Here is an 8,581-nt window from a genome sequence, read left to right on the forward strand (position 1 = left end):
GATTTTTTGTGCTCCAATCCAGTGAAAACGATTTTTCTTACTGGATCGGAACAGTGTTCAGTTTAATTTTACAATCGGCGACTTTTTAAAATTGAAAAGGATGTTTTTCAAAAATGTAAATTCTTTTCTTACTTTCAAAAAGGCAAAAAGAAAAGAATCTCCTGCAAAGAGAAGATTCTTTTCAAAAATTTCTTACCGGTGCTGGTGGTTCAGCTTCTTGGCCAGGAAGTCGCCAACCACTTGCACGATAAAGATCATGATGACGACCAGGACAGTGGCCAGGAAGGTCACGTCGTTAGCGAAGTCGCGGTAGCCGTACTGGATGGCGGTCGTACCCAGACCACCGGCCCCAACGGCCCCGGCCATGGCAGTCAAGCCGATCAAACTGATGATGGAAACAGTTGACACCCGGATGATTTCTGACCGCGTTTCCTTAAGGTAGACGTCAAAAATAATGTCCCAGTTGCTTGCGCCCAAGCTCTGGGCTGCTTCAACCTTGCCCGGATCCAAGCTTTCCAAAGCGACCTGGACCTGGCGGGCATAAAATGGGAAGATCCCTAAAGTCAGCGGGACCAAGGCAGCCGTGTCCCCGATTTCCGTCCCGACAATCAAGCGGGTCAAAGGTGAAATGAAGGCCAAAAGAATAATGAAAGGAATGGCCCGCAAAATGGAAATCAGCTTGTCGCAGAAGTTGAACCAGAACTTGTTTTCCAAGATCCCGCCTGGCTCGGTCAAAACCAGGATGACCCCGAAGAAGAGGCCCAGGACCCCGCCGAAGATTGACGGCCAGAAGGTCATGTAGATGATCTGCAGAATGGAGGTGCCCCACCCGGTGTCCCCGGTCCAGCCCAAGTTGTAAATATTCGGGAAGTTCTGCGCGATCCAGTGTACCAAACCATTAATCATAAGCGGTTACCTCTTTCGTCTAATTCTGTTACCGTGACACCCTCATCGTTTAAGAACTTCAAGGTTGCCTTTTGCTTGTCAGCATCCCCCTTGACCGTGACCAACAGGGTCCCGACCGGTTCGTCAGCCAGGACTTCCACATTGCCGTAGAGCATCGAAGCTTCCACGCCGACTTCCCGGTAAAGCTCGATGATGATTGACTTGGCCACATTGTTCAAGCTGTAGACCAGCTGGTAGAGGGCTTCGTTTTCAGCCAGGCTGATGTTGAGGCTCTTCAAGGTGTCAACTACAGCCAAAGAACCGCCGACGAACTTCTGGGTCAATTCAGCCTTTGGAGCCAGGAAGACATCCCGCAAGTTGCCGTTTTCGATAACCCGGCCGTTTTCCATGACCGCCACCTTATTGGCGATCTTCTTGACCGCGTCCATTTCGTGGGTTATCAAAACGATGGTCAAGCCCAGTTCCCGGTTCAGTTTCTTCAACAGGTCCAGGATCTGGATAGTCGTCTGCGGATCCAGGGCACTGGTTGCTTCGTCTGACAAAAGGATTTCCGGATCGTTAGCCAGGGCCCGGGCGATCGCCACCCGCTGCTGCTGGCCGCCGGAGAGCTGGGCCGGGTAGGCATTGGCCTTGTCTTCCAGGTCAACCAGCTTCAGAAGCTTGTGGCATTTTTCTTCCAGCTCATCGTCAGACAGGTCTGAGTGCTTGAGGGCAAAGGCGATATTTTCAATAACGGTCGTTTCATTAAGCAGGTTGAACTGCTGGAAAATCATCCCGATCTTCCGGCGGCGGGCCTGCAGGTCCTTGCCGCTGATCACCTGTTTGCCGTCTTTGACAAAGTCAACACCCCCAACCACGACGTCTCCGGCCGTTGGCTTTTGCAAAAGGTTGATGGTTCTGACCAGGGTTGATTTCCCGGCCCCGGAAAAGCCAACGATCCCGTAGATATCGCCTTTTTCGATGTGCAAAGTCACATCCTGCACGGCCTGCACATCGGCAGCCTTTTTCCGCTTAAAAGTCACACTGACGTGGTCCAGTTGAATAATGCTCATATGATCAAAGCTTCTTTCTATGTTAAGTTAAAAATCTTAGAACTTGGCGTCCCAAGCCGCAACTTGCTTGATGCCGTAGTACTTCTTGTACAGCTGCTTGGTCTTTTCAGTCTGGTAAGCCTTAACGACTTCCTTGTAAGCCTTCTTGTTCTTGTCTTTCTTACGGGCAACGATAATGTTGATCCATTGGTATGAGTCCTTGTTGATTGGTTCAACGTAGATGGTTTGCTTGTCGCCCAGGCCGGCTGGGTTAGCGTAGTCGTTGTTGACAACAGCAGCGTCAACTGACTTCAGAACTCTGGCAGCTTGTTCAGTCGCAACTTCCTTGATCTTGAAGTTCTTCGGGTTGCTCTTGATGTCAGCAACTGAGTACAGCTTGGTAGCGCTGGTCCCCTTCAGGGTGATCAGGCCGGCGTTCTTCAGAACCAGAAGCGCCCGGGCTTCGTTGGTCGCGTCGTTTGGAATGGCGATCGTTGCCCCCTTAGGCAGGGACTTCAGTGACTTGTACTTCAGTGAGTAAAGGCGGATTGGAGCGATGTAGGTCTTGCCGATGGCAACCAGGTTGCTCTTGTTGGCCTTGTTCCAGTTGTTGAGGAAGTTGTAGTGCTGGAAGGCGTTAAGGTCCAGGTCCCCTGACTTCAAGGCGCTGTTTGGCTGGTTGTAGTCAGAGAAGTTCTTGGTCTTGACAATGATACCATACTTCTTCTTAGCAGTTGCCGCCACACTCTTCCAGATGGCCCGTTCAGCCTTGGTTGCCCCGACAGTACCGACGGTTACCGTCACCGTCTTGGCGCTTTGCTGGCTGACCTTCTTGCCAAAGGAGAAGAAGGCGATAACGGCAAGGACCACAACGGACACGATAGCGATAATAATGTTTCTTTGTTTCTTTTTTCTCATGATTAATACCTCCAGAAACACAGCAGCAATCCCGAAAAAGCGGCAGTCAAATTCGAACAGAAAAGAAAAAGCGTCCGTCCTTGATAAAGGACGAGCGCTCGTGATACCACCTTTAGTTCATTCATTACTTGCGTAATAAATCTCACCAGCTGTCTCTGACAAATAGAAACAGCTTGCTTGTTTAACGAGAGCAACCCCGGCAGCGGCTAAATATCACCGCGGCATATCATTCCAAGCCCATGTTCACCGGAACTCTCCTGGCGGCTTTCACCATCTGCCGCCTCTCTGTAAAGGATCGTCACCCGACTACTCTGCTTTTCGAGATAACTTTTATTAACTTGATGCTCTAAACTTATCATTATTTTTTAAGCATGTCAAGCCTCTTTCTAAAAAATGTTAAAGCTCGTCCTGGTCTTTGCCATAAGCGGCTAAAAGGTCCCGCAGCTTGGCGTCTTTCCCCTTCTCCGTCAGCACGTTGCTGACTTCTTTGATTCCGTCGCAGATCCGCGACATGATTCTGAAGAGGGTCATGCCGGCAAAGAAAAGGACGACAACCGTGAAGACAGCCCGGCCTGACAAAGGACTCAGCTTGAAGAAGCCAGGGATGAAGATGATTGACAAGATGATGCAGACCACCGACAGGGCCAAAACGCCCAGCTTGTACTTGTTAAGTGGCCGGGAGATCCAGAATAGGACCATCAAGCCCACCAGGACCAGGAGAGCTGTTGACGCGGTAGCGACTTCATTGTCCCCGATATTGGTAAACTTGTTGGCCAAGACCAGGATGCTGACGGCCAGCCAGTCGGTAATCCCGCCTGGAATCGACTTGGTCAGGATATTGACCGTGAAATTGCCCCGAATCCGGGAATGGCTCTTTTCCAGGGCCAAAAGGAAGGACGGCAGGCCGATCGTAAAGCTGGAGATCAAGGTGATCTGGGCCGGCTTGATCGGGTAGTTGATCGTCAAGATCAAGGAAAAGACCGCCATCAGCAAGGAGAAGATGTTTTTGACTAAAAAGAGGCCAGCTGAGCGTTCAATATTGTTGACCACCTGCCGGCCTTCATTGACCACCTGGGGCATTTTGGCAAAGTTTGAGTCCAGCAAGACCACTTGGGAAGCCTGAACAGCCGCGCTGTTGCCTGAAGCCATGGCAATGCTGCAGTCAGCTTCCTTCATGGCCAGGATGTCGTTAACCCCGTCCCCGGTCATGGCCACGGTCTTCCCGATCTTCTGCAGGGCCTGGACGAATTCTTTCTTCTGCTCCGGCTTAACCCGGCCAAAGACATTGTATTCAGCCATGGCCTGCTCATATTCGCCTGGCTTGATCGTCTGGGCATCGATGTACTTCTCTGCCCCGGCAATCCCGGCCTGGCCAGCCACCCGGGAAACGGTGACCGGGTTGTCCCCGGAAATAACCTTGATTTCCACCCCTTGCTTGGCAAAGTATGCAAAAGTCTCCTTGGCCTCTTTCCGGATCGGATTGGACAAAAGGACGTAGCCCAGGACTTCGACCTCCTGGGTCAGGCGCTCTTTTTCATCTGCCAGTTCTGCCGGATACTTGGCAAAGGCCAGGACCCGGTAGCCTTCTTCCGGGTAGCGGGCAAATTCTTCCTGGCAGGCTTTCAGCTGCGAGCGTAGGATCATTTCCGGCGCCCCCAGCAAAAGGGTGTAGCCTGCAAAAACCGCCCCGCTGTACTTGTTGACTGAGGTAAAAGGAATAATCCTTTTGGCATTGACCAGGGGCTGGTCCTGGCCAAACTTCTGGCTCAAGGCTTCAGCGGTGATATTGTCGACAGGCATGTTGGAAACGTAGGCGGCAAGCCGGTCTTCCAAATCATTTCCCGGGTAATTTTTGGCCGGGACGACTTTTTCCACCGCCATCTTCGGCTCAGTAATCGTCCCTGTCTTATCAACGCAGAGGACATTGACCCGGGCCAGGGTTTCCACGCTCTTCATGTCGTGCAGCATGACCTGGTTGCGGGCCAGGCGCATGGCGGCCAGGGCCAGGGCAACCGTTGTCAGCAGGTAGAGCCCTTCCGGGATCATGCCGATAATGGCTGCTTCCATGGAACTGATTGATTCAGCAAAAGACCGGTGGTTGAGGAAGTAGGCCTGAGCAAAAAGGGCTAGCCCCATTGGAATAATGATGATGCCAACCCACTTGATCAAGCGGTTGATGGCACGGATCATCTTTGACTCTTCTCCCCCGCCCATGGCCTTGGCTTCCGCCGTCAATTTTGCGATGTAGGATTCGCTGCCCACCTTGACCAGCTGGACCATGACTTCGCCGGAAACGACGAAAGAACCGGATAAGAGCTCGTCGCCAACTTCCTTGGCAATTTCATCGCTTTCCCCGGTTAAAAGGGATTCATTTACCCGGACGCTGCCGTCGACCACCTTGGCGTCGGCCGGGATCTGGTCACCAGCTTTCAAGAGGACTAGGTCTCCTTCAACCAGCTGGTCGATTGGCACCTGCCGCCTTTTTCCGCCTCTCAGGGCTAAAAGCTTGGTCTGGTTTAAGACCTGCAGCTTGCTTAAAACAGATTTTGCCCGGATTTCCTGGACGATCCCCACGATCGTGTTCAAAATGATTACCGGCAAAAAGGTCAGATCCCGGATATCCCCGGCAATCAAAAGCAGGATGGTCAAAACTAGGAAGATCAAGTTGAAGTAGGTAAAGGTGTTTTCAACGATGATCTGCCGGTTGGTCTTGAACTCATCATCAATGGTGGTGTTGACCTTGCCGGCCGCGCTTTTCTGCGCAACCTCCTCCTCGGTCAAGCCCGTCTCCAAATTTGTTTTCATAACACTCACATCTCACTTTTCACTGCTTGCCTGCTATTTTTTACGCAGGTAAGTCTCAAAGACATAGTCATACTTATTCTTGCCGTCTGCCTGGTGGGCTTCACTCTTTACCAGAGCAAAAGCCGCCCAGTCAAGGTTTGGCATGTAGGTGTCAGCGGGAAAAATTCCCTTGATCCGGGTCACTTCCAGCTTGTCAACCTGGTCAGCCAGCAGGGCAAAGAGGCTGGAGCCGCCAATAACGCAGACTTCCCCCGCCTGCTCCTTCAGCCAGGCGGAAACTTCTTCTTCGCTTTTCAGCTGTAGAACCCCAGCTGACAGGTCTAATTTCCTGGTGGAAAGGACGACATGCTGCCGGCCAGGCAACAGGCCCGGCAAGGACTCAAAAGTCTTTCTTCCCATCAGCATGGGGTGGCCCATGGTTTTTGCCTTAAAATGGGCTAAATCTGCTGGCAGGTGCCAGGGCAGGCGGCCCTGGTAGCCAATGGCGCCTTTTTCATCTTCTGCCCAAACGTAGCTAAGCATTTCTTCACCCGTTCTAAACGGCGACCGGGGCCTTGATTGTAGACCCGCTCTGGTAGTCGGCCAATTTAATATCAGCCATTTCAAAATCAGCCACTTTTTTCTTCTCTGGATTCAGCCACAAAGTTGGCGCGTCAAACGGCGTTCTTTTCAGCTGCTCTTCCACTTGGGCAAAGTGGTTCTTGTAAATGTGGGCATCCCCAATAGTATGCACAAACTCGCCCACTTCCAGGCCGGTCTCCCGGGCAATCAAGGACAAGAGCAAAGAGTAGCTGGCAATGTTGAAGGGCACGCCTAAGAACATGTCGCCTGAGCGCTGGTAAAGCTGCAAGCTGAGCTTGCCGTCAGCCACGTAAAACTGGAAGAGGACATGGCACGGCGGCAGGGCGCTGGAAGGAACGTCTTCCGGGTTCCAGGCCGTTACGATCAAGCGGCGGGAGTCGGGATTGGTCTTGATCTGCTCAATCACGTCCGCGATCTGGTCTATAAAGCCGCCGTCCCGCTTACCCCAGTGCCGCCACTGGGCCCCATAGACGTCGCCCAGGTTGCCGTATTTTTGGGCAAAAGCTTCATCATCCAGAATCCGCTGGCAGAACTTTTGCATTTCTTCGTCATAGACTGCCTTAAACCCTGGGTCCTTTTGACTCCTAAGGCCAAAATCAGTCATGTCCGGGCCCTGGTATTCCGGGCTGGTCACCCAATTTTTAAAGGCCCATTCGTCCCAAATGTGGTTTTTATGTTCAAGCAAGAAACGGATGTTGGTGTCCCCCCGCAAGAACCACAAAAGCTCGCTCTTGATCAGGCCGAAAGGCACCCGCTTGGTCGTCAGGATCGGGAAGCCCTGGCTTAAGTCAAAGCGCATCTGGGTCCCAAAGAGGCTTCTGGTTCCCGTCCCGGTTCGGTCATTTTTGTCATTGCCTTCCGTCATAATCTTTTTCAGCAAATCTAAATATGCTTGGTCTTGATTTGCCATTTCCTTGTCCTTTGCAAAAACTTTTTACTTCACTTCACCTTAAGTCTAACAGATTTTTTTACCGGGTGTTAATCTTTACAAAAAGCTTAACAGATGGAAAAAGCCCCGGCAGGATTAGCCTGCCAGGGCTTGTCTATGTTCTTCATTTTTCGCTTTATTTTACTGCTTTTTCGCTAATTCACCTTGAAAAAGGCCTTTTTCCCGGACAGGGTCCGCTCGATATCGGTCATGCTCTGGAAGAACATATTCTTGACCGCCATCTTGGTATAGTAGGCAGAGTGCGGGGACATGACCACGTTTGGCAGGTTGATCAGCTCCGTGTACTCGTCCGGCAGGAACCCACATCCTCAAACTTGCGGCCGAAGATTTTTTCTTCCCCTTCCAAAACGTCCAGGGCGGCCCCGCCGATTTCATGGTACTTCAAGGCCACGATCAAGGCCGCGGTATCGACCAGTTCGCCCCTTGACTGGTTGACCAGGATCGCGTCGTCCTTCATCTTGGCAAATTCATTGGCGCTGAACATGCCCTTGTTTTCCGGAGTCAGCGGAATCTGCACCTGGACGATGTCGCTTTCCTTGATCAAGGTCTCAAAAAAGACGAAGTCCAAAAAGGGCTCTAAAGAAGCATTGTAAACCGGGTCATAGCCGATAACTCTGGCCCCCAGGACATGGTACATTTCGCCGCAGCTGCCCCGATCCGACCCAGGCCGACGATGCCGACCGTCTGGTTGAAGATCTCATCGCTCATCAGTTCCGTTGACCGGGTGAAGTCTCCCCGCCGCATCTTCCGGTGGTAGTAACCCCACTTGCGCAAGAGGTACATGGCCCCGGTCAAGCCGTTTTCCGCGATTGCCCGCGGCGAATAAGCCGGCACATTAGCAACGGTAATTCCGTATTTAGCTGCCGCTTCCAGGTCAATATTATCCGCCCCCACCTTCCGCAAGGCCAGGTGCTTGACGCCGCCAGCCGCCAAGGGCTTAAGGTCAGACGCCGTCAAGGGCTCCTCCTGTTGGGTCGAAACCGCCTCAAAGCCCTTGGCCAGCTCTAAATTATCGGCCGTCAAAGGGCTGTGGGTATAAGAAATTTCATCATCTGGGTGCTGGTCCTGCCACTCTTTTAAAAAAGCTTCTTCCACCGGCGTAACGCCGAACAAGTATGCCTTCATCTTTTTTCTCCTCAATAACTAACAAATTTCGTCAAATATCTTCTCGTTTATGCTGATTCTGGTATCCTAGGTTAAAAGCCTCATGCTTTTTATATATTATGACAAAAAAATTAAATTATGGCTATAGCGTTTTCTAGATATCGCTTTTTTTAACACTACTGTAATTTTTAACTAAAAAGCCAGAAAAAGGTTGTGACTGTTAAAAAGTATTAATTTCATCCAGTACTAAATAGTAATTTTTCTTACCAATTCATGATATAATGCC

General features: G+C 51.3%; 6 protein-coding genes and 1 pseudogene. All 7 read right to left on the reverse strand.

The window, feature by feature from the left end; genetic code table 11:
- Positions 1-192: 192 nt before the first annotated feature.
- Entirely contained in the window at positions 193-906 is a 714-nt protein-coding gene (locus tag FD23_RS06980; protein WP_003613663.1) for a methionine ABC transporter permease, read from the reverse strand.
- Entirely contained in the window at positions 903-1,958 is a 1,056-nt protein-coding gene (locus tag FD23_RS06985; protein WP_025896183.1) for a methionine ABC transporter ATP-binding protein, read from the reverse strand. The genes FD23_RS06980 and FD23_RS06985 overlap by 4 nt, the downstream gene beginning before the upstream one ends.
- A gap of 36 nt (positions 1,959-1,994) precedes the next feature.
- Positions 1,995-2,855: a MetQ/NlpA family ABC transporter substrate-binding protein gene (locus FD23_RS06990; protein ID WP_025896184.1), complete on the reverse strand. Its 861-nt coding sequence runs from the start codon at positions 2,853-2,855 to the stop codon at positions 1,995-1,997.
- A 396-nt stretch (positions 2,856-3,251) separates the two neighbouring features.
- Positions 3,252-5,660, reverse strand: coding sequence for an HAD-IC family P-type ATPase (locus tag FD23_RS06995; protein WP_025896185.1), 2,409 nt, complete (start codon positions 5,658-5,660; stop codon positions 3,252-3,254).
- A 33-nt stretch (positions 5,661-5,693) separates the two neighbouring features.
- On the reverse strand, positions 5,694-6,182 hold the full coding sequence (locus tag FD23_RS07000; RefSeq protein ID WP_025896187.1) for a dihydrofolate reductase: 489 nt from the start codon (positions 6,180-6,182) through the stop codon (positions 5,694-5,696).
- A 13-nt stretch (positions 6,183-6,195) separates the two neighbouring features.
- Positions 6,196-7,152 carry a thymidylate synthase gene (locus FD23_RS07005; protein WP_025896188.1) on the reverse strand — a complete coding sequence of 319 codons (957 nt, stop codon included), beginning with the start codon at positions 7,150-7,152 and terminating at the stop codon, positions 6,196-6,198.
- Between the two features lie 310 nt (positions 7,153-7,462).
- Positions 7,463-8,316 (reverse strand): annotated as a pseudogene (locus FD23_RS11065) (NAD(P)-dependent oxidoreductase).
- Between the last annotated feature and the right edge of the window lie 265 nt (positions 8,317-8,581).

The sequence above is a fragment of the Lactobacillus delbrueckii subsp. delbrueckii DSM 20074 = JCM 1012 genome, assembly GCF_001433875.1.
Classification (GTDB): Bacteria; Bacillota; Bacilli; order Lactobacillales; family Lactobacillaceae; genus Lactobacillus; species Lactobacillus delbrueckii.